Consider the following 18,454-nt stretch of genomic DNA (forward strand, 5'->3'; position numbering starts at 1 on the left):
GTCGCATGAGAACTCCAGTTCGATTAGAGAGACCGATTGCTATCCGTGCGTGAAGCGCGTCACGAGCCAGGAGACAGCGTTGCCGGCGGGGTCACCCAAGTGGCTCTGCGCCATGTAGAAGCCCCACAGACCGACCAAGATCACCTGCCAGATGTACAAGATCCGGGTCCGCAGGAAGACGACGACGAAGACGCCCAGGAACAGGGCCAGGCCCAGTTGACTGGTCATTCGCCACCCACCCCGCCCACACTCGCCGGGTACAGGTCACGCATCGCCGGAGTCAGGTGCGCGAACTCCTTAGCGACCTCCTCTGCCTGGCGCGGCGTGATCGCGTGGGTCCGAGCCCGACGCCAACCACCACCCGGAGCACCGAGCGCGACCGCCAGCCCCGGGAAGTCCTCGGAGATCATCTGCGCCGCATCCACGGCCGTGCCGTCGACGTCGCCAAGCACCATTTCGGCAGTGCCTTCGTCCATGACCCGGAAGCAGACCCGCCCGCCCAGCTGTGCGCGAAGCGAGGTCACCCCCTGACCCAGCTCGGACCCGAACCGCTGCCCGGCCAGCACCAGATGCACCCCCAGCGCCGCACCCAGCTGACCGATCCGCAGCATGGCGGTCGACACCCGGGCAACCTCCGCCCTATCGGCCGTGGACGCCATCAGGTACAGCTCGGCCACCTCATCCACGAGCACGATCACCGGGACAGGCCGCTCACGCTCCGGCAACTCCCAAACCGAACGCACCCCCTCCATCCGGCACAACGCCATCCGACCAAGCAGGATCTCAACCAACTGATCGAGCAGGTCCGCCGCCTCACTGCGGTTGGTGGCAAGCGCCGTCAGACGCGGCCCGAACAGGGACAGCTCCATGCCGCCTTTCAGGTCGAGTCCCACCAGCGCCACCCGCTGCCGAGCCCACTGGTGAACGAGTGCGGCGAGCATCGTGGATTTGCCGGAACGCGTCGCACCGACGATCAGCCAGTGCGGCACCTTGCGCAGGTCGATCCGCCACCACGCCCCGTCATCCCAGATCCCGACCACCGCCGACAACAGCCCCGCTGAACGCGTCAGCGGCGTGAACGGCATCACCAGTGGATCCCACGCCAGCGCCGACAGTCGCACCGTCCCTCGCTGCTCGGACACCGCCCGCACCGAGAACACCCGCCACGCGTGCGCCATCGACTCAGCCGCCGCCACGTACTCCTCCGGCGTCTGCCCAGGGTGCATCCTCACCTCGACGACCAGGCCACCCAACTGCCAACGCGGAAAGCCCATTCGAGGCTTCACCGGCCGAAGCGCCCGACCCTTCAACACCACCCCGCCAAGCACGGCCAGCGCAGGCCGCCGAGCCACCGACAGGCCTTGCAAATCAGCCAGCCGACGCCACGTCCACACCACCCGCAACACCGTCGACGGGAACCCCCACACCGCCCACCACGCGTGCGGCACCCTGCGCTTCAACCACGGCGACACGATCGCCAACACGACGCACACACCGATTGCCGCCGCCAACGCCCATATCCCGTAGGGGAATTGAGTGGGCTGGGCACCCCCGACCAAGTTCATGTTGCTCATGCCTTCACCTCCTGAGACTCTTGTGCGATTTGGTTGATCACGTCCATCTCGACCACCAGCGAGCGGCAGATCTGATCGGCCAGCGTCTGGCGCCGGTAATGCACCACCGGCCGCAGGAACCCGAAGAACACCGACCCGATGTCCACCACATGCAGCACCGAGCGCATCACCGACCGGGCCGGACCCAACGGGGCGGCGGTGTCCTCATCCACCGTCACAATCCGCATCAGGCGTTGTCCGAGCGACTGACCGGTGCGACCGCGCAGCGCTGCCTGCCACACCAGAAACGCCAGCGGGAGCACCCAGTAGAAGAACCGGAACAGCGGCTGCATCTGGATGCCGACCAGCAGCGCCAGCGCCTGAATCAGCGCGAACGGCGGCCGAGCGAGATACAAGACCACCGAATAGGCCTGCATGATCCCCATGGCGATGCTGATCTCCACCAGCGTGGCCATGGCCCGAGTCGACCAGTCCGCCAGCCCCGGCACAGCGGGCCGACGCTCCCGACCCGGCGACGGGCGCCGCTCACCCACCAGCGCCCGCCATCCCTGAAGATCCGTCATCAGGCGTCACCGCCCAACTCCAGCGGCGGCAGGTCAATCCCGTTCTCCATCGCCAGGTTGAGTAGTTCGGTCTCCAGATCGTTGGCGAGGCTGGCAGCGTCCGCCGCCATCAGAGCGGTGATCGCGAACAGGAACCGGGCCCGGCCCCAATCCATCCCGTCACGCATCTCGTCGCCCAGGTCGGACAGGCTATGCAGCCTCTGGCGCAGGTCCTTCCAGGTGCGGTGACTCACTTCGCAGCACCACCGCGCGAGCCACGCGGATCAGCCGGCGGCGTCTCTGGCACCGGCGGGATACCGCCCGCAGGCGCCATGGTCACCGAGTCGGCCCGGTACGCCAGACCCGCCCGACCCTCGATCTCCCACAGCGACGCCTCCAAGTTGGCGAAGGACACCACCTGACCCACCTCCACCACCGGCTCACCGGCAACCGTCACCTCGATCACCGACGCCCGGTAACCCACCGGCCGCACCGCCACACCCACCGTCCACAAAGGGACACCGTCACGATTGGCACGCTGTGCGCCCGTCTCACGGTCGGTTTTCTGCTCCTTGGACACGCACAGACAGACACCCACGCGCGCCAGATCAACGGGAACGTTCCGCAAGGTCAACCTCCTTGTAGGCTCCCGGAGATGACCACCTGGGTCAGCAGTCATCCGGATGAATCTGGGGGGAGCACTGATGATGCGTCAGCTTGACGATGCGCGCAAGGGGATTCATCCTGATGACTACTGAATGAGTGTCAGCGCATGCCCGATGACCAGGGCATAAGATGATCGAAAAAATGTTCTGACAGGCGAGTCCAGGCATGCGAGCCTGACCCGAAGGGGCGGACACCACATGGCAGTGCGACCAAAGGCCCTGTATCAGCAGGTCGCCGCAGAGATGCGACGCTCCATCGCACGCGGCCGATGGAAGCCAGGCGAGAAGATCCCCACCGAAGACCAACTGACCGTCCTGTACGAGGTCTCGCGCGCCACCATCCGCCAAGCCGTCGCCGAACTACGCAACGAAGGCCTCCTGTCCGTCGAGCAGGGACGCGGAACCTTCGTCCGCGAGCCCCGCCGCGAACCCGACCCCGTCTACGTCGAGCGCACCGTCTTCGAGCACGCGGACGGCACCTTCAACGGCCCCGGCTGCTGGCAGCACGACGAGACGCCAACGGTCTACACCGTCCGACTCGAAGACGCCCCCGCCGCCATCCTGCGAATCGACGAAGGCGAAGCCGCCTACCTGGTCGACCGCCTGATCACCCACAAGCCCACCGGCGCCCGCGCCCGACACGCCATGCTGCTCCCCATGGAACGGATCATCGGAACCGCGCTCGCCACCGATCCCAACGTCCTCCCCGCCGAGGCCTACGCCGTGCTGACCGCTACCCACGGCCCGATCGAGTTCCGCGAGGGCATCACCGCCCGCATGCCCAACCCCGACGAGAACGCCGCGCTTCACGTCCCCGACGGCACGCCCGTGCTCATCACCCAGCGCGTCACCCAGACCCAAGACGCCGCCAAGCGCCTGATGCTGGAAACCCTCACGTTCGGCGCTACCGGCGTGCACCTCACCTACACCCACCGCGCCGTGATCGGCGGTTCCTGACCGCCCCTTCCGGAATTCCTCGTTTACGTACTCAAGGGCGGCGGCGCGTTCGCGCCGCCGGGCGGCCTTGGCCCGCAGGCCGGGCATGCGGCCTGACGGCCGGTCCCGGCCGGCGGCCCGGCCGCCCCACGCGAACACCACCAGCCTCCCGCCACGACACCGCCAGACAGCAGTCAGGCCCCACTGCCACGCGCAGTATCAGGCCGAGTCGCCCCCGTCGTTCGAGTCAGCGAACCGCGCAAGCAGCGCTGCCAGTTTCCGCGCTCCCGCGGCCGTCCCTCGTAGACAAACGACCCCGCTCCCGTCGTCCCCCCAACCGGCCTGTGCCCGCACGACCTCATCGCCCACCAGACCCAGCCGAGCGAACGCCGCGTTCAACGCCGAGACCGCCTGTCGCGCCTCCAACCACGCCGCCGCGTAGTCGACGCCCGGCAGCTTCGGGCCACCGCCCAACCAGTTCATGCCCCCGTCATATGCCGGAGCGTCGTCTCTTTCCCAGTCGTCCATGCCCTCCACCCCTCGGCCAGACCTGATGAGCACATGCACAGGATCCGAACGAGCTCCCCGACACGCCCGGCGCGCGACAAGTACTGTAGTCGCAGCATCACACCAAGCAGCGACAAACACGCAACCGCCGTGTCACCGTCAACAAACCACCCACAATCACCACCGCCCCACAACGCAACAGCCCGACCACCCCCAACGCGGGTGATCGGGCCGCCACTTCAAACCGGTACTACCTGCCCAGCAGCAAGCGCCTCACCGCGCCAGCACAACCGAGGCACGCCCACACAGGTCGCGCAATACTGCTCATCATCGGAAGGCTGCCGACACGAACCGGGATCAACGGACGCACATGGCACCGCACACACACAGGCCTGGTGATCATCGCGCCACACCGCCCGGCATCCGGTGTGCGCCCGGGTAGCTGTAGCCCGGGTCCGGCAGTCCGGCCGACAGGGCGGCGAGTGCAGCTCGCCGAACTTCCTGCTGCCGCTCCTCATACGCTTGCCACAAGTCTGTCACGCGGGCCGTCTGAGTCGGAGCGGGCACAGGAGCCATTGCGGGAGGGAACACCGGCTTCGGCGGCATCGCGGTGGGCGGAACGGGCGCGGGAGTCGGGGTCTCGGTGACCCAGCGCCGAACGTGGCCGCGAACGAGTTCCGCCGGGTCCTCCCAGGGGGCTTCGGACTGGGCAGCGACGCGCGGCATAACCGCCAGCAACGTCGCATACTCGCGGGGCCGGGGCTCGCGCCATGAGCCAGGTGGGAGCACGCCGAGCTGCACCCGGATCGGTTCGAGCTTGGCGGGCCGGTCCGGCGTCGCCGGGATAGCCCAGGCCAGAGCCCAAGCAATGCAGAGGCAGATAGCCCAGGCAAACGCCCAGGCGATAGGGTGTGTCATGTCGGAGCCCTCCAGTGGCTTCGGCCATGCCCCGGGGGTGTGTCCAGCACCCGCCGGGGTCTCTCTTTTGTTGTGGTTTCGAACGTAGACCGGCTCGTCTCGATCTGTCTAGCCGTCAGCTGAGGCTAAGGCCTGATTACTTCAGCCAGTCATCGTCTCCAGGCACAGGCGCCCGGTTGTGACGCTTTCGCTCCACAGGGCCGTGACGCGGCGGCCGCAACCAGACAGTTCGGAACCCGAGCGGAGTTCCAACCAGCTGGTCATACTGCTCACAGCCCGGAGGCCACAGAACGGGAATCAGGTCGTCAACTGCCAGCAAGCCGACTGAGACCGCGTATGCGGCGTAGACGTGATCCCGTAGCCAGTCGGGAGCGTCTTCCGGTAGGTCACTCACCATGAGCATGGGCTCAGCATGGCAGAACCTGGCAGTGAGCGAGTCAACTACCGGGTTCTGCCTGCCTACTTGCTAGGCGACGTTCGGCCCGGTGTTCGAGCAGTCTCCAGTGCACGACCCCTCAGGGCCGGGCGGGCTGTGCTCACAGTCGGCCGCGACGGGAATGCTCGTGTCCGCCGGTCCGGCCCACAGCGCGTGATCCACGGGGTAGCCGGCGGTGCTGATCGCTCGCATGGTTCGCTTGAGCGCGTTCGGGTCGTGGCGCGTCACGTCCGGTGCCTCAGGCCTATGGTGAACGAACACCCCGAGCTTCGTGCACAGTTCCGCGTACAGGCGGGTGTGGAGGATCAGCGCGTGCCATCCCTCGTCCACGACGCGGGAGGGCTTCAATCGAAGCTCCGGGAATTCCGCGCACGCTGCCACGAACGCAAGGGCTTCGGTGGTGATTCGCTGCGCGATCTCCGACACCATGCCCGGGTTGTTCTGCCGCACGGTGGCGACGACGCCCGAGAAAGCTTCCTCGGACAGCAGGGTTCGGGGGTCGAGCATTTGAGCGGTATTCATTGTGTTTCCCTTCTGGCTCTGTCACTTGCAGGACCCGCCCCGGCGTCCGGGGTTGGGCGAGCACAGCTTGAGCCCGTCCCGGGGCGGGAGCTTTGGGGCCGCCTCAGGAGGCGCGCTCAGCCGGTGCAGATCCTCTGCATTCCGTTGGGCGTGATCTTGACTCCAGACCCATAACCCAGCGGGCAACTCATGTTGCCGTAGCTTCGAACCACGGCGATCGCCGCGAGCTGCTTCCCGTTCATTTCCTAATCCGTTCAACGGAGTTGAGTGGATGGGCCTGCCCGTCGACGTCCGCGCACTGACGGACGGGATCGAGCGCCGCACTGGTCGCATGCCATGACTCCAGTGCGGAGCTGGTGCCCCGCGCCGGCGGGAGAAGTTCCAACGGTCGGCGCGGGAGTCTTGGAGGCACTACGCGGCAGGCTCGCCCGCGAACAGCACAGGCAGCTCCTGGCCCCGATCCAGCATGTACAGCGCCTGGCGGATGCGGCGTGCCTGGTACGGCTCGCAGAGCTCGTTGAGCCGGTCACGGGGCAGCCACACCAGCGCATCGATCTCGTCCCGGGCGTCGACGGGCACGCTCAGCGCGGCGGCCTCGGCGTCGGTCAGCATCCCGCCGTTGAAAACTACGTTGAACCCCTCGGTGGCACCGGTGGCCGGATTGGCGGGGGTCTGGTCGAACGCCAGGATGCCCGTCAGATCGCGCCGGATCCCGGTTTCCTCGAACAGTTCACGGGAGCCCGCAGAGTTGCTCCGCTCACCCTGGCGGGCAGCACCGCCGGGCAGGATCGGCTTCGGCTTGTAGGTGGTCTGAACCCCGAGGACGTCACCGTCCGCGTTGGTCACGAGCACCACGCAGCCGATGCGGCGGCGCGGCTGGTTGGCGGCGTCAATGTCGTTGTGGGCCAAGGTAGTTACTCCTCTGTGATAGTCAGGTTGAGTGGCACGTCTTCGGGGATGCCCAGCGCTTCACGAACCGCGTCGGACACCGCCTCTTCGCGGTGCCTGTCGAAGTCGTCTTCAGCGACTTGGGGGTAACCGTCAGCCCCCTCAATCTCCAGCTCGTAGCCCGAGATCGGACGGACGACGACGTTCACGACGCGAGGCGTCTGCTCGGCCATCAGGCGACGGCGCACAGCTGCACGGCCGCGAACTGCTTCCGGCGGACGGCCGCCGAGTTGGCCGACTGTCCGTCGGTGCCGCGCAGCAGGTCAACGCTGGTCTCGTGAAGCGCTTTCATCACGCCGAGCGTGACGTCCAGCTGCTCCGTGGGCGCGTGGGCGTTGGCCATCGCGTGCAGCATCGTGCCGGTGGCGTACAGCTCGGCGCGGATGGCGTCGACGGTGCTCATAGAGGCTTCCTCTCGATTGTCTTGAGGCTCCCGTCCGCCAACGTGCGCGCGCCGACGGACGGGGGCTCTTGGGTTGGCCAGGGCTGGCGATAGCGCACCCCTGCCTCTCTCAGGCGTTTGCTGACCAGCGGGCCCGTGCAGCCCAGTCGGGCGGCAATCTTGGCGATGGACAGCCCCTCTTCCAGGTAGAGACGCACCATCTCGTCGGCCGAGAACTGACGCGCGCTGCCGCCTATTACGGCGATGGCGCGAGCAAGCGTGAACGCTGAAGGATCAAGCACCGTAACGGAGTTGTCGCCCCACTCGATCCAGCTCACGCTATGTCCCGATCGCCATGGAGCTGAGCACGGACCTCCACCCTCCGGACATACCGCGAAGCGCGCTCAAAACCGGTCTGGCAGTACGGCAGGGTGACCGCGCATCCCTCGTCCGTGTAGATCTGCGGCCCGGGTGCGATCAGGGTCTGACGATCGCAGCAGACGCACCGCCCGAACCGCCACATGCGGCGCGGCGGCAATGAAATCGGCGATCGCGCGAACGGCGTTTCATCCGGGGGGAGTTGACTCATCAGGCACCTCCGCATGGCGCGGGCACTGGCAGTCTGCCGGCGGCCCGTATAAGAGGTTCCGACCTTGCCGCGACGCCTCGCCAGCGAGGTAGTCAAGGCGCATCGCCTCGAAGTCGGCTTGGGTCGCCGTGTGCTTGCTCCGATACGGCGGCGGGTTGGCTCGTTCGGACACAGCACAGCTCCTTTCAAGGAGATCACTGGATCACAAGGCCAGGCGCCCAGGCGCAGGCCTTTCGCTCAGTAGCCACTCGACTACCGGGAGGGCGTCTACCATCTCTCCCGACGGGAACTCGTGCAACTTTCAGTGGGCTCAATACAAGTTGACGGAGGGTCATGAACATCAAGCGCCTGAACCCTGGCGCGTCCCCGAGGGCAGCCTTCGGCGACCAACTACGCAGGTCACGACTCGAAAAGGGCTGGACGCAGGTTGAGGCCGGGCTTCATCTCGGCTGCACGGGCGCACACGTGTCCGGCGTAGAAACTGCGTCCAAGTTGCCTGGTCGTCTGTTCGCCGTGAGGGCGGATGAGGTCTTCTCTACGGGCTTGCTGTTTCAGATCCTCTGGCAGGCCATCAAGGGTCGATCGTTCCTCGAAGGCTTCCCGGAGTACCTGGCAGAGGAAGCGAAGGCCGTTGAGGTTCGCATGTTCGAACTTGATGTGATCCCCGGCCCCTTGCAGACGCCGGAGTACGCAGCGGCTATCGCGAAAGCCGACGTGGCGCGAGGCATCATCGACGAGACGCAAGCCAAGGAGCGGTTGGCTCTACTGGCAGCGCGTCGACGTAGGTTGATCCAGAGTCCGGCCGGACCGTACTTCTATGCCGTACTCAATGAGGGCTGCCTGCGTCGCGTGGTCGGCGGTCCAGCGGTCATGGTCCGGCAGCTTGACGCCCTTGAACAGGCATCTGCTAGCCCGAGGATCACCATCCAGGTAGCCCCATTCGCTCTGGGTGAGCACCGGCCGTTCGTACTGCCAATCAGCTTGCTGTCACTGCCTGATCGATCGTTGATCGGGTACACGGAGTCGGAAGGTCAGGCAACTCTCGTGCGGGACGCGGCCACTCTCGCCACCTGGGATAGGGCCTACCATCATCTTCAGGTAGGTGCGCTGTCTGAACTTGCGTCCCTCGACAAGATCCGCGCTGCTCGGGAGGAAAATCGGTGAGTATGGCCATGGCCGACGTTCGCTGGCGGAAGTCGTCCTACAGCCAGCAGGGGGGCAACTGCGTCGAGGTTGCCGACGGCCTCCCCGGCGTGATGCCCGTTCGGGACTCGAAGGACCCAGAGGGGGGCGTCCTGATGATTCAGGCGGATGCGTGGCAAGCGTTCGTCGGTGCCGTCAAGGTCGCAGCGCTCCCGAGCGCCTGACTGCCAACGTCCCGCGATCGCAGCCCCGACAGATGCTCGCCTGTCGGGGCTGCCGCATTGTGGCCACTGCCGGCGAAGGAAGCTTTACGCACCTACCGCTGGCGGAACCCGAGTCGAGCAAGACCGGGGGGCCACTCGGCCAAATTGCGGTCAGGCCCAGAAGCCCTGACCGAGTCGCAGCAGCTTACGGCCCCCCGGCCATGCCCGACCCCACCACCGGCAGGACACCGCCCAAAGCTTCCCCCGCCTCTTGCCGACCGCCCACGCCCCAGCCAGGCCCCGCGCCACCCGGCCGAACGGCACCCTGGTGGGATCGTTATGGGAACTACATCCGCATCACCATTGCAACATCATGTCCTACGACATGCACGGCGCCTGGGACGCGACCGGCCCGACCAACCTCCAGGACCCGCTGCACGACAGCCCTGACGACCCCAGCAAGGCGGTCGCCCCGGGCACCGAGAAGTACAACGTCGACAACGCGGTCAACGCCTTCATCAACGGCGACCCCGCCTACGGCATCAAGGGCGGCTTCCCGGCGAACAAGCTGGTGCTGGGCGTGCCGTTCTACTTCCGCGGCTGGACCGGCGTGCCGGCGGGTGGCAACAGCGGCCTCTACCAGAGCGCCACCGGCCCGTCCGCCGCGCAGGCCACCAGCCAGGCGGCCGGTGTGGCGTTCTGGAAGGAGCTGGTGGCGACCGGCAAGACCGGCTCGGCCGATGTGCACTGGGACCCGACCACCCAGAGCTCCTGGATCTACGACGGCACCGACTTCTTCACCGGTGACACCCCGCAGGCCATCGCCGCCCGCGGCACCTATGCCAGCGGCAAGGGACTGGGCGGCATCTTCGCCTATTCCCTGGAAGCCGACGACCCGTCGGGCACCCTGGTCAATGCCATGACCAGCAGCATGAAGTAGGACATTTACGGTCCATCAGGAACATTCCTCCCCGGTCCTCGGTGTCAATTCGGCACCGGGGACCAGGGCTATTCGATGTGTCATCAAGACCTGTTAATCTCAGCCTTTTTCCGCCGCACCCGCGCTGGCGGACTAGACGGGGTAAGAGGGAAAGAAACATGGCGATCCGCCGGTCAAAGCAGAAGGCACAGGTCATCGAGAAGCTCTCGCAAATGGCACCGCCTGGCGAGCAGTTCATCGCGTGCGTCCACGTGGAGACCGGTCCGAGCCCGTGGCTCAACGGGATCTTCGACGAGATCCCGGGCCTCGGTCTGATCGTCGCGCTGACCCGCAAGTTCTACTTCCTGACGCTCACCAGCAGCTCGGTGGTCGTCAACACGGCCAACCGCTGGACCAACCGCCCCGGCGACGTGATCGCGGTCTTCCCGCGCCACGCCTTCCCGGTCAGCCGGGTCAAGCGGCGCAGCATCTGGAGCTCGATGTACATGCAGCTCCCGACCGACAGCAAGCCGAAGCGCATCAACATCCACCGCTACTGGCGCAACGAGCTCGACCAGCTGAGCGCGGCCTTCCCGCCCGGATCGATCGACCCGAGCTCGCAGCCGTTCGAGAACGTCCCGCAGGGTCAGCCGTTCCCGCCGCAGGGTCAGCCGTTCCCGCCCCAGGGCCAGCCCTTCCCCCGCAGGGCGCGCCGATGCCGCCGATGGGCGCCCCGGTGCCGCCGCAGGGCCAGCCGTTCCCGCCGCAGGGCGCGCCGATGCCGCCGATGGGCGCCCCGGTGCCGCCGCAGGGCCAGCCGTACCCGCCGCAGGGCGCGCCGATGCCGCCGATGGGCGGCCCGGTCCCGCCGCAGGGCGCCAACCCGTACACGGGCCAGCCGGGCCAGCCGGGCTACGCGCCGCACCCGGACCAGATGTGACGCGCCACCGCTGATGCGCCAACCGGGCCCGCACCCTTCCCATGGGTGCGGGCCCGGCGGCATTCGGGGCTCGTCGCAGCGGCCGGATACTGAAGCCATGACCGAGCCAGAAGCAGTGCCCGCCTTCAGCCGCATCGGAATCCGTGTCGGGGCGCTGGTCTTCTGCGGGGACGAGGTTGCGCTCATCCGGCGCGAACGGCCCGGTGGGGTGCGGTTCTTCACGCCGCCCGGGGGCAATGTCGAGCCTGGCGAGGACCTGGAGGCCGCGTTGTGGCGGGAGCTGGACGAGGAGCTCGGGCTCGCCCGGGGGCAAGTAGCCGCCGCCCCCGAGCTGTTGTGGGTGGTGGACCAGCGCGTCAGCCGGCCCGGGCCGACTGCGGCGCCGCGCAAGCTGCATCTGGTCTACCGGCTGCACATCAGCGAGGCGGTGCGCGATGGCCTCGCCGCCGAGGAGTACGACGAACTCCCCGACGGCACCCACGAGGTGGGCCACATCGACTGGCTGGACTACCGCGGCACCGCCGACCTGCCGGTCTTTCCGCCGATCGGCCCGGCCCTCGCGACGCTTCCGACCCCCGACGCACCGATCAGCAGCGCCGCGCTGCCCGCCGTCACCGACGCCAACTACACCTGGGTCGAACGGTGAGACGAGGCGGCTGCCTCAGTCGTCCAGCAGCGTCAGGTCCAGCTGCGCCAGGCGGTCCTGGTCGGCCAGGATGTTCAGCTCCACCACGCGGTCGTCGGCGACCGTGAACGACATCACCGAGACGACCTGCTCGCCGTCGCTGGACACCATCCCGTACGCGCCGTTGATCAGCGCCGGGTGGCTCTGGTAGGCGAACTGGCGGAAGAACAGCGCCTGCGAGGCCACCGCCGCCGCGCCGCGCACCAGCCGGCCGCCCACGCCCACATCGGCGCGGAGCAGCACGTCGGGGTCGAGCACGGCGAGCAGGGCGTCGAAGTCGCCGGCCTGGGAGGCGGCCATGAAGGCGTCCACCACGGCGCGCTGCCGGCCGACGTCCGGCTCCTGGGCGGGCGCCGAGCCCTGCACCCGGCGGCGGGCGCGACTGGCGAGCTGGCGGGTCGCGGCCGGGGTCTTGCCGACGATCGGGGCGATCTCCTCGAACGGCACGGCGAACATGTCGTGCAGCACGAAGGCGAGCCGCTCGGCGGGGGCCAGGTGCTCAAGCACCACCAGCAGGGCCAGCCCGACCGAGTCGGCCATCAGCGCCTGCTGCTCCGGGTCGGCGGTGTCGGAGGCGGTGGAGGTGACCACCGGGTCCGGCACGAAGGTGTCGTCGAGCGCGTCCTCGCGGCGGGTCCTGCGGGAGCGGAGCATGTCGAGGCAGACCCGGCCGACCACGGTGGTGAGCCAGGCGCTCAGGTTGTCGATCTGCCCGGTGTCGGAGCGGCTCAGCCGCAGCCAGGCTTCCTGCACCGCGTCCTCGGCCTCGGGCACCGAGCCGAGCATCCGGTAGGCCACCGCGCGCAGTTGTCCCCGGTCGGCCTCGAAGCGGTCGGCCAGCCAGTCGTGGTCGTCCATGATGATCTCCTCCCCGTCGTGTCGTTCATATCACTGACGGATGCCGGTCAGAGGATGTGACAGGCGGGCAGAATGCGGCAGGTGACGACTGACGACTTCACCACCGCCGCCTGGTCCGCCCTCGGCGGGGACCCGGCCGCCGCCACCGCCGTCGAGTACCGCGAGGTGCCCGGTGCCCTGGCCAGTCCGCTGCCCGTGCGACAGCTGGCCCGGGCCACCGTGGCCGCCTGCTCGCTGGCCGCCGCCGAGCTGCTGGCCGAGCGCAACGGCACCGAGGCACTCGCCATGGGGGTCCCCCCGGCCGGAGGCTGGGGAGGATCGACGAGGGCGCCGTGGCCACGGCGTTCACCAGCGAGCGCCAGCTGCGCATCGACGGCCGGGCGCTGACCACCTTCGCCCCGCACTCGGGCTTCTGGCGGACGCTGGACGGCTGGGTACGCACCCACGCCAACTACCCGCACCACCGGGCCCGGTTGCTGGCCGCGCTGGGCCTGCCCAAGGACGCGTCGGCGGAGCAGCTGGGCAAGGTGCTCAGCGAACGCAACTCCGCCGAGGTGCAGGAGACCGCCTACGCGGCCGGCGCCCTCGCGGTGGCCGTCACCGGCCCGGCGCCCACCGACCACCAGCTGATCGAGTACCTCGAACCGGGCGCCAGCACCCGTCGCCTGGCCCCTGCCGAGCTGCCCGCCGCCGGGGTGCGGGTGCTCGACCTGACCCGGGTGATAGCCGGCCCGGTCGCCACCCGCACGCTCGGCCTGCTGGGCGCGGACGTGCTGCGCATCGACTCGCCCCGGCTGCCGGAGAGCGAGGACGCACACGCCGACACCGGTTTCGGCAAGCGCTCGACCCGGCTGGACCTGGCCGAGCCGGCCGACCTGGACGTGCTGCGCGAGCTGGCCGCGACCGCCGATGTGGTGGTGGCCGGATACCGCCCCGGCGCGCTGGACCGGTTCGGGCTCGCGCCCGAGGCGCTGCCGGGCACCATCGTGGTGCAGCTCAACGCCTGGGGCTGGCACGGTCCATGGGCCGGGCGCCGGGGCTTCGACAGCCTGGTGCAGGCGGGCTGCGGGATCGCCGAGCTGACCGGGGACGGCACGCAGCCGGGCGTGCTCCCCGCCCAGGCCCTGGACCACGGCACCGGCTACCTGATCGCGGCGGGCGTACTCCGTGGCTTGACGGAGCGTCAGCGCACCGGGCAGGCCGCCCGGTTGCGCTACTGCCTCGCCGGCACCGCGCAGTGGCTGCTCACCACGCCCGCCGAGCCCACCGCCCAGGCGCCCTTCGACCCGACCCCGTACCTGGTGGAAACGCCGTCCCCCTACGGACTGCTGCGCCACGCCCGGTCGCCGCTCGGCTACCAGGGCGTCCCGGGCGGCTGGCAGCACGGCCCGAGCCGGTGGGGCAGCGACGAGCCAATCTGGAGGGCCTGACTTTCAGTCAATCTTGCGCCGTTCACCCTGACTTCACCACGGCAGCGCGCACGCCTCCTGTTGCGTTCAGGTCGGCTGTGGCAGCCTGTGGCACGCGTGGCGGGGGGTGGCTCGGGCTGCCCTCCGGCCAGCGATCTACGCGCGTCCCCGACATGGCACCACTGCGGGCGCGCGGACGTGCCCGCAGGCGCCCAGAGAGGGAGCAGGATGCGCAGGAGCAAGTGGCTGGCGCTGTCGCTGACGGCGGGGCTGGGGCTGGGGATGGTGACCGCCGGTGCGGCGACCGCCGACCCTGGCCACCGCCACCCGCAGTCGAACGGTTGCCAGATCTCGGCCGACGGCCGGGACGTGCAGCATGTGATCTACCTTCAGTTCGACAATGTGCACTTCACCCGGGACAACCCGAACGTGCCGTCCGACCTCGAGCAGATGCCGCACCTGCTCGACTTCCTCAAGGACAACGGCACCCTCGACACCGACCACCACACGCCGCTGATCGCCCACACCGGAGACGACATCCTCACGTCGATCACCGGCCTGTACGGCGACAAGCACGGCCAGTCGGTCTCCAACTCGTACCGGTACTACAACCCGGACGGCACCACCAACTCGGCCAGCAGCTTCGCCTACTGGACCGACGGCGTGGCCGACACCTCGGTGCCGAAGCCGTCCGACAGCGCCCCCACCATGGTGGGCCCGGACGGCAAGATGGCGCCGGCGCCGTGGGCCGGCTACACCAAGGCGGGCTGCGACTTCGGCTCGGTCTCCACGGCCAACACCGTGCTGGAGAACACCACCGTCGACATCAACAAGGTGTTCGGCACCGACGGCCCGCAGTACGCCGAGGCCAAGGCCGACCCGGCCAAGGCGCAGGCCGACTACGTGGGCATCGGCGTGCACTGCGCCAAGGACTCCGCGCTCTGCGCCAAGGGCACCCCCAGCCCGGACGTGCTGCCGGACGAGCCGGGCGGCTACGACGGCTACCAGGCCCTGTTCGGTGCCAAGTACGTCGACCAGGCGATCAGTTCGGACGGCGTGGTGCGCAGCACCGCCGGCACCCCGATCACCGACCCGAAGGGCAACCCGGGCTTCCCGGGCTTCGACGCGATGACCGCCGACAACTCGCTCGGCTACGTCGCGCAGATGCAGGAGGCCGGCGTGCCGGTCACCTACGCCTACATCTCGGACGCGCACGACCAGCACGGCGCCGGCGCCGGTGCGATGGGACCGGGCGCGGCCAACTACACGGCCCAGTTGAAGTCGTACGACAACGCGTTCGGGAACTTCTTCGACCGGCTCAACAAGGACGGCATCAACAAGAGCAACACGCTCTTCGTGGTCACCTCGGACGAGAACGACCACTTCGTGGGCGGCCAGCCGACCCCGGCGAACTGCGACGGCATCACCGTGCCGTGCAGCTACCAGCAGATCGGCGAGGTGAACGCCAACGCCCGTGGCCTGCTGGCCACTCAGCAGGGCGTCACCACCCCGTTCCAGGTGCACGCCGACTCGGCGCCGAACTTCTACCTGAACGGCCGGCCCGGCCAGGACGACCCGGCCACCAGGTCGTTCGAGCAGGCCTGGTCCAAGGTGACGGCGGTCAACCCGATCACCGGCAAGACCGACACCGTCTCCAACTACCTGGCGGACCAGGCGGAGCAGAAGATCCTGCACATGCAGACCGGCGATCCGCTGCGGACGCCGACCTTCACCTCGTTCGCCGATCCGAACTACTTCGTCTACGCGGGCGCGGCCAACTGCAACGCGACCTGTGTGGCGCTCGGCCCGGCGTACGCCTGGAACCACGGTGACTTCTCGCCCGACATCAACACCACCTGGCTGGGCCTGGTCGGCCCGGGCGTGCGGCACGACGGGGAGACCGGCAAGGTCTGGTCGGACCACACCGACATCCGTCCGACCATGTTCGCGCTGCTCGGCCTGAGCGACTCGTACACCCACGACGGCCGGGTGCTCACCGAGTTCCTGGACAACAACGCGCGTCCGGGCAACCTGCGCGGGCAGCACGGCCGGGACTACCAGAAGCTGGCCGCGGCCTACAAGCAGCTGAACGCGGGCGTCGGCGCCTTCGACTCGGCCACCCTGAAGGCCTCGACCCGGAACATCGAGTCGGTCAGCGCCGGTGACCAGCAGTACCAGCAGGGCACCGCGCAGCTGACCGCGCTCGGCAACCAGCGGGACGCGCTGGCCGGGCAGATCGCCAAGGTGCTGGACGCGGACGCCTTCGGCGGCCAGCGGATGGACGCCCCGCAGGCCGACCGGCTGACCGCCCAGGCCGACACCCTGGTCAAGCAGGCCCAGCAGCTGGCCGGTTGAGCTGCGAATAACTGACTGAGCGTCACTCTGCCGTCCTGGGACTGCTGTTCCCAGGGCGGCAGGTTCGCATCCGTGTGGTTGTGGGCATGACACCCAAGCGTCGCCCGCCCGCTACCGAGCAGTCACCCGGGCGCGAAACGGTCTGGCGAGCAAGGCACGGGGACACCCCGGGGGAGGAAGAGAATCCGCATGCCACGACCACCGTCGTCCGCCCGGCCCGCCGAGAAGGCGCTGGCCTGGGCCTTCCTGCTGCCCTCGGTGGCCGTCTTCGCGCTCTTCCTGGGCTATCCGCTCTACCGCAGCTTCTACTTGAGCACGCACGCCAACGACCTGTTCGGGGCGCCCACCCGGTTCGTCGGCCTCCAGCACTACGCGGACCTGCTGAGCTCCGCAGAGTTCGCCCGCACGCTGGCCACCACCGGGCTGTTCGTGCTCCTCACCGTGCTGCCCGGGGTGCTGGGCGCGCTGCTGCTGGTGCTGCTGCTGGAGAGCCGGATCCGCGGGGTGCGGCTGCTGCGCTCGGCCTTCGCGCTGCCGTTCGCCTTCTCGGTGGCCAGCGCCTCGGTGGTGTTCGGGGTCTTCTACAACCCGGCCACCGGGGTGATCAACGGGCTGCTCTCCCACCTCGGGGTGGGACCGGTGAACTGGCTGACCGACTCCGGGGTCGCGCTCGTCTCGCTCGCGCTGGTGACGATCTGGCTGAACCTCGGCTACAACGTGCTGGTGCTGTCGGCCGGGGTCGGCTCGATAGCCCCGGAGATCAGCGAGGCGGCCCGGCTGGACGGCGCCGGCGGCTGGCGGCTGGCCCGCTCGATCACCGTGCCGCTGCTCGGTCCGCACCTGTTCTTCCTGGTGGTGGTCTCCACCATCAACGCGCTGCAGACCCTGGGCCAGATCAACATCCTCACCAAGGGCGGCCCGGACCACTCCACCACCACCCTCAACTACTCGGTCTACCAGAAGGCCTTCGCCTTCGGCTCCAGCGACTTCGGCACCGCCAGCGCCCAGGCCGTGGTGCTGCTGCTGGTCGTGCTCGCCTGCACCGCGCTGCAGTTCGGGGTCATCGAGCGAAAGGTGCACTACGCATGAGTCGCGTGCTGGGCCGTGCCGCGGTCTACCTGCTGCTGGCGGCCGCCGCGCTGGTGGTCTGCTTCCCGGTCTACTACGTGCTGGTCGGCTCCTTCATGACCAACGCCGACCTGGCGGTCTACCCGCCCGCGCTGGTGCCGCACCACCTGACGCTGGGCAACTTCAGCGGGGCGGCCAGCTCGGTGCCGCTGGCCCGGCAGTACCTCAACTCGGCGCTGGTGGCCGGGCTGATCACCGTCGCCCAGCTGCTCACCTCGATCCTGGCCGCCTATGCGCTGGTCTTCCTGCCGCTGCGGCTGCGCGGCGCGGTCTTCGGGGTCTTCCTGGCCACCCTGATGGTGCCGTGGGAGGCCGTGATCATCCCCAACTACCTGACCCTGTCCGACTGGGGGCTGGGCGACAGCTACACCGCGCTGGTCCTGCCGTTCCTGGCCTCGGCGTTCGGCACCTTCATGCTGCGCCAGGCGTTCCGGCAGTTCCCGGCGGAACTGCGGGACGCGGCGCGGATCGACGGCGCCGGGCACTGGCGGTTCCTCTGGCGGATCCTGGTGCCGCTCAACAAGCCGACGCTGGCGGCGGTCGCCATCTACGTCTTCCTGTCGGCCTGGAACCAGTACTTCTGGCCGCTGATCATCACCCGCAGCGCGCAGATGCAGACCCTGCAGATCGGGCTGGCCGGCCTGCACGACGCCGATGTCGCCAACCCCGGGCTGATCCTGGCCGGCGTACTGCTCTCGGTGCTGCCGACCCTGCTCCTGGTGGTCTTCGGCCAGCGCTTCATCGTCCGCGGACTGACCGCCGGTGCGGTCCGCTGATCCACCGAACCAGGCTGAG

Annotated in this window: 21 protein-coding genes and 1 pseudogene; 10 read left to right on the forward strand and 12 right to left on the reverse strand. The window is 68.7% G+C overall.

What is annotated here, in order from left to right; genetic code table 11:
• Positions 1-39: 39 nt before the first annotated feature.
• Genes E6W39_RS22360 through E6W39_RS22380 form a run of 5 tightly spaced genes read right to left on the reverse strand, consistent with a single transcriptional unit; the run spans position 40 to position 2,744 of the window.
• Complete coding sequence (locus E6W39_RS22360) at positions 40-228, reverse strand: hypothetical protein (RefSeq protein ID WP_141635039.1); 189 nt, start codon at positions 226-228, stop codon at positions 40-42.
• On the reverse strand, positions 225-1,574 hold the full coding sequence (locus E6W39_RS43060; protein ID WP_141635040.1) for an FtsK/SpoIIIE domain-containing protein: 1,350 nt from the start codon (positions 1,572-1,574) through the stop codon (positions 225-227). The genes E6W39_RS22360 and E6W39_RS43060 overlap by 4 nt, the downstream gene beginning before the upstream one ends.
• Positions 1,571-2,137: an RDD family protein gene (locus E6W39_RS22370; RefSeq protein WP_141635041.1), complete on the reverse strand. Its 567-nt coding sequence runs from the start codon at positions 2,135-2,137 to the stop codon at positions 1,571-1,573. The genes E6W39_RS43060 and E6W39_RS22370 overlap by 4 nt, the downstream gene beginning before the upstream one ends.
• Positions 2,137-2,370 (reverse strand): hypothetical protein, encoded by a 234-nt coding sequence (locus E6W39_RS22375; protein WP_141635042.1) that lies wholly within the window; start codon positions 2,368-2,370, stop codon positions 2,137-2,139. The genes E6W39_RS22370 and E6W39_RS22375 overlap by 1 nt, the downstream gene beginning before the upstream one ends.
• Positions 2,367-2,744, reverse strand: coding sequence for a hypothetical protein (locus tag E6W39_RS22380; RefSeq protein WP_141635043.1), 378 nt, complete (start codon positions 2,742-2,744; stop codon positions 2,367-2,369). Before E6W39_RS22380 ends, E6W39_RS22375 begins: the two co-directional genes overlap by 4 nt.
• 235 nt (positions 2,745-2,979) lie before the next feature.
• Between E6W39_RS22380 and E6W39_RS22385 the strand changes: the two genes are divergently transcribed.
• Positions 2,980-3,738, forward strand: coding sequence for a GntR family transcriptional regulator (locus E6W39_RS22385; protein WP_141635044.1), 759 nt, complete (start codon positions 2,980-2,982; stop codon positions 3,736-3,738).
• 1,870 nt (positions 3,739-5,608) lie between these two features.
• Here E6W39_RS22385 and E6W39_RS22390 read toward each other — a convergent pair.
• The 5 genes from E6W39_RS22390 to E6W39_RS22410 form a co-directional block, all read right to left on the reverse strand.
• Entirely contained in the window at positions 5,609-6,085 is a 477-nt protein-coding gene (locus E6W39_RS22390; RefSeq protein ID WP_181799392.1) for a glycine-rich domain-containing protein, read from the reverse strand.
• A 426-nt stretch (positions 6,086-6,511) separates the two neighbouring features.
• Positions 6,512-7,009, reverse strand: a complete 498-nt coding sequence (locus E6W39_RS22395) for an NUDIX domain-containing protein (protein ID WP_141635046.1) — start codon at positions 7,007-7,009, stop codon at positions 6,512-6,514.
• Positions 7,010-7,014: 5 nt separating this feature from the next.
• Entirely contained in the window at positions 7,015-7,221 is a 207-nt protein-coding gene (locus tag E6W39_RS22400) for a hypothetical protein (RefSeq protein ID WP_141635047.1), read from the reverse strand.
• Positions 7,221-7,451, reverse strand: a complete 231-nt coding sequence (locus tag E6W39_RS22405; RefSeq protein WP_141635048.1) for a hypothetical protein — start codon at positions 7,449-7,451, stop codon at positions 7,221-7,223. The genes E6W39_RS22400 and E6W39_RS22405 overlap by 1 nt, the downstream gene beginning before the upstream one ends.
• Positions 7,448-7,768, reverse strand: a complete 321-nt coding sequence (locus tag E6W39_RS22410) for a sigma-70 RNA polymerase sigma factor region 4 domain-containing protein (protein ID WP_141635049.1) — start codon at positions 7,766-7,768, stop codon at positions 7,448-7,450. Before E6W39_RS22410 ends, E6W39_RS22405 begins: the two co-directional genes overlap by 4 nt.
• A gap of 584 nt (positions 7,769-8,352) precedes the next feature.
• On the opposite strand from E6W39_RS22410, the gene E6W39_RS22415 reads away from it, so the two are divergent.
• The 3 genes from E6W39_RS22415 (at position 8,353) to E6W39_RS22425 (ending at position 10,305) form a co-directional block, all read left to right on the forward strand.
• Entirely contained in the window at positions 8,353-9,183 is an 831-nt protein-coding gene (locus E6W39_RS22415) for a helix-turn-helix domain-containing protein (protein ID WP_141635050.1), read from the forward strand.
• Positions 9,184-9,191: 8 nt separating this feature from the next.
• On the forward strand, positions 9,192-9,386 hold the full coding sequence (locus E6W39_RS22420; RefSeq protein WP_228718286.1) for a DUF397 domain-containing protein: 195 nt from the start codon (positions 9,192-9,194) through the stop codon (positions 9,384-9,386).
• A 307-nt stretch (positions 9,387-9,693) separates the two neighbouring features.
• The gene (locus E6W39_RS22425; RefSeq protein WP_228718287.1) at positions 9,694-10,305 is read left to right on the forward strand and encodes a glycosyl hydrolase family 18 protein; all 612 of its coding nucleotides are present in this window, start codon (positions 9,694-9,696) and stop codon (positions 10,303-10,305) included.
• 337 nt (positions 10,306-10,642) lie between these two features.
• Here the strand turns inward: E6W39_RS22425 and E6W39_RS39575 are convergent, their stop codons facing one another.
• A complete protein-coding gene (locus E6W39_RS39575) occupies positions 10,643-10,792 on the reverse strand; it encodes a hypothetical protein (protein WP_181799393.1) in 150 nt (49 codons plus the stop codon).
• A 207-nt stretch (positions 10,793-10,999) separates the two neighbouring features.
• Between E6W39_RS39575 and E6W39_RS43065 the strand changes: the two genes are divergently transcribed.
• A complete protein-coding gene (locus tag E6W39_RS43065) occupies positions 11,000-11,224 on the forward strand; it encodes a hypothetical protein (protein WP_181799394.1) in 225 nt (74 codons plus the stop codon).
• 97 nt (positions 11,225-11,321) lie between these two features.
• Positions 11,322-11,870: an NUDIX hydrolase gene (locus E6W39_RS22435; RefSeq protein WP_141635053.1), complete on the forward strand. Its 549-nt coding sequence runs from the start codon at positions 11,322-11,324 to the stop codon at positions 11,868-11,870.
• Between the two features lie 15 nt (positions 11,871-11,885).
• Here E6W39_RS22435 and E6W39_RS22440 read toward each other — a convergent pair whose 3' ends face one another.
• Entirely contained in the window at positions 11,886-12,767 is an 882-nt protein-coding gene (locus E6W39_RS22440; RefSeq protein ID WP_141635054.1) for a sigma-70 family RNA polymerase sigma factor, read from the reverse strand.
• A gap of 72 nt (positions 12,768-12,839) precedes the next feature.
• On the opposite strand from E6W39_RS22440, the pseudogene E6W39_RS22450 reads away from it, so the two are divergent.
• The 4 genes and pseudogenes from E6W39_RS22450 (at position 12,840) to E6W39_RS22465 (ending at position 18,435) form a co-directional block, all read left to right on the forward strand.
• Positions 12,840-14,197: pseudogene (locus E6W39_RS22450) on the forward strand (CoA transferase).
• Positions 14,198-14,404: 207 nt separating this feature from the next.
• On the forward strand, positions 14,405-16,531 hold the full coding sequence (locus E6W39_RS22455) for an alkaline phosphatase family protein (RefSeq protein WP_141635057.1): 2,127 nt from the start codon (positions 14,405-14,407) through the stop codon (positions 16,529-16,531).
• Between the two features lie 189 nt (positions 16,532-16,720).
• Complete coding sequence (locus tag E6W39_RS22460) at positions 16,721-17,620, forward strand: carbohydrate ABC transporter permease (RefSeq protein WP_141635058.1); 900 nt, start codon at positions 16,721-16,723, stop codon at positions 17,618-17,620.
• On the forward strand, positions 17,617-18,435 hold the full coding sequence (locus tag E6W39_RS22465; RefSeq protein WP_141635059.1) for a carbohydrate ABC transporter permease: 819 nt from the start codon (positions 17,617-17,619) through the stop codon (positions 18,433-18,435). The genes E6W39_RS22460 and E6W39_RS22465 overlap by 4 nt, the downstream gene beginning before the upstream one ends.
• Positions 18,436-18,454 lie beyond the last annotated feature (19 nt).

Source organism: Kitasatospora acidiphila (genome assembly GCF_006636205.1).
In the GTDB taxonomy this organism is placed as follows: Bacteria; Actinomycetota; Actinomycetes; order Streptomycetales; family Streptomycetaceae; genus Kitasatospora; species Kitasatospora acidiphila.

Bases quoted from the DNA above. Each gene is read 5' to 3' on its own strand.
- E6W39_RS22360 (WP_141635039.1), bottom strand. From the start codon at position 228: ATGACCAGTCAACTGGGCCTGGCCCTGTTCCTGGGCGTCTTCGTCGTC.
- E6W39_RS43060 (WP_141635040.1), bottom strand. From the start codon at position 1,574: ATGAGCAACATGAACTTGGTCGGGGGTGCCCAGCCCACTCAATTCCCC.
- E6W39_RS22370 (WP_141635041.1), bottom strand. From the start codon at position 2,137: ATGACGGATCTTCAGGGATGGCGGGCGCTGGTGGGTGAGCGGCGCCCG.
- E6W39_RS22385 (WP_141635044.1), top strand. From the start codon at position 2,980: ATGGCAGTGCGACCAAAGGCCCTGTATCAGCAGGTCGCCGCAGAGATG.
- E6W39_RS22390 (WP_181799392.1), bottom strand. From the start codon at position 6,085: ATGCTCGACCCCCGAACCCTGCTGTCCGAGGAAGCTTTCTCGGGCGTC.
- E6W39_RS22400 (WP_141635047.1), bottom strand. From the start codon at position 7,221: ATGGCCGAGCAGACGCCTCGCGTCGTGAACGTCGTCGTCCGTCCGATC.
- E6W39_RS22405 (WP_141635048.1), bottom strand. From the start codon at position 7,451: ATGAGCACCGTCGACGCCATCCGCGCCGAGCTGTACGCCACCGGCACG.
- E6W39_RS22415 (WP_141635050.1), top strand. From the start codon at position 8,353: ATGAACATCAAGCGCCTGAACCCTGGCGCGTCCCCGAGGGCAGCCTTC.
- E6W39_RS22420 (WP_228718286.1), top strand. From the start codon at position 9,192: ATGGCCGACGTTCGCTGGCGGAAGTCGTCCTACAGCCAGCAGGGGGGC.
- E6W39_RS39575 (WP_181799393.1), bottom strand. From the start codon at position 10,792: ATGTACATCGAGCTCCAGATGCTGCGCCGCTTGACCCGGCTGACCGGG.
- E6W39_RS43065 (WP_181799394.1), top strand. From the start codon at position 11,000: ATGCCGCCGATGGGCGCCCCGGTGCCGCCGCAGGGCCAGCCGTTCCCG.
- E6W39_RS22435 (WP_141635053.1), top strand. From the start codon at position 11,322: ATGACCGAGCCAGAAGCAGTGCCCGCCTTCAGCCGCATCGGAATCCGT.
- E6W39_RS22440 (WP_141635054.1), bottom strand. From the start codon at position 12,767: ATGGACGACCACGACTGGCTGGCCGACCGCTTCGAGGCCGACCGGGGA.
- E6W39_RS22455 (WP_141635057.1), top strand. From the start codon at position 14,405: ATGCGCAGGAGCAAGTGGCTGGCGCTGTCGCTGACGGCGGGGCTGGGG.
- E6W39_RS22460 (WP_141635058.1), top strand. From the start codon at position 16,721: ATGCCACGACCACCGTCGTCCGCCCGGCCCGCCGAGAAGGCGCTGGCC.
- E6W39_RS22465 (WP_141635059.1), top strand. From the start codon at position 17,617: ATGAGTCGCGTGCTGGGCCGTGCCGCGGTCTACCTGCTGCTGGCGGCC.